Annotated in this window: 1 protein-coding gene; it reads right to left on the bottom strand. The window is 60.0% G+C overall.

Annotated features, from left to right (window positions below; genetic code table 11):
- Window positions 1-122: 122 nt before the first annotated feature.
- Window positions 123-221, bottom strand: coding sequence for a hypothetical protein (locus Q5762_RS40275; RefSeq protein ID WP_399495668.1), 99 nt, complete (start codon window positions 219-221; stop codon window positions 123-125).
- Window positions 222-235: the final 14 nt, after the last annotated feature.

Below are 235 nucleotides of genomic sequence, written 5' to 3'. Positions count from 1 at the left end.
GCCATCGCCGCCTTGTTGCGCACGAATCGCTTGCGGGCATCGGCCCAGGGGCTGCGGCCGCGCACCTCATCCGCCGCCATCCGGTCGGCAAGGCTTTTCATCTTGGCTTGCTCGATCATGGCTTAATACCGGATTTTCGGGTCGATCCACGCATAGAGAATATCGACCAGCAGGTTGAACAGAATGGTCAGCGCGCCGACAAGGATCGTGACCCCCATCATCACCGAGTAATCGC

Origin of the sequence: Streptomyces sp. P9(2023) (genome assembly GCF_032436795.1) — a bacterium.
Classification (GTDB): domain Bacteria; phylum Actinomycetota; class Actinomycetes; order Streptomycetales; family Streptomycetaceae; genus Streptomyces.
This window is presented reverse-complemented; position numbering and strand designations above follow the sequence as displayed.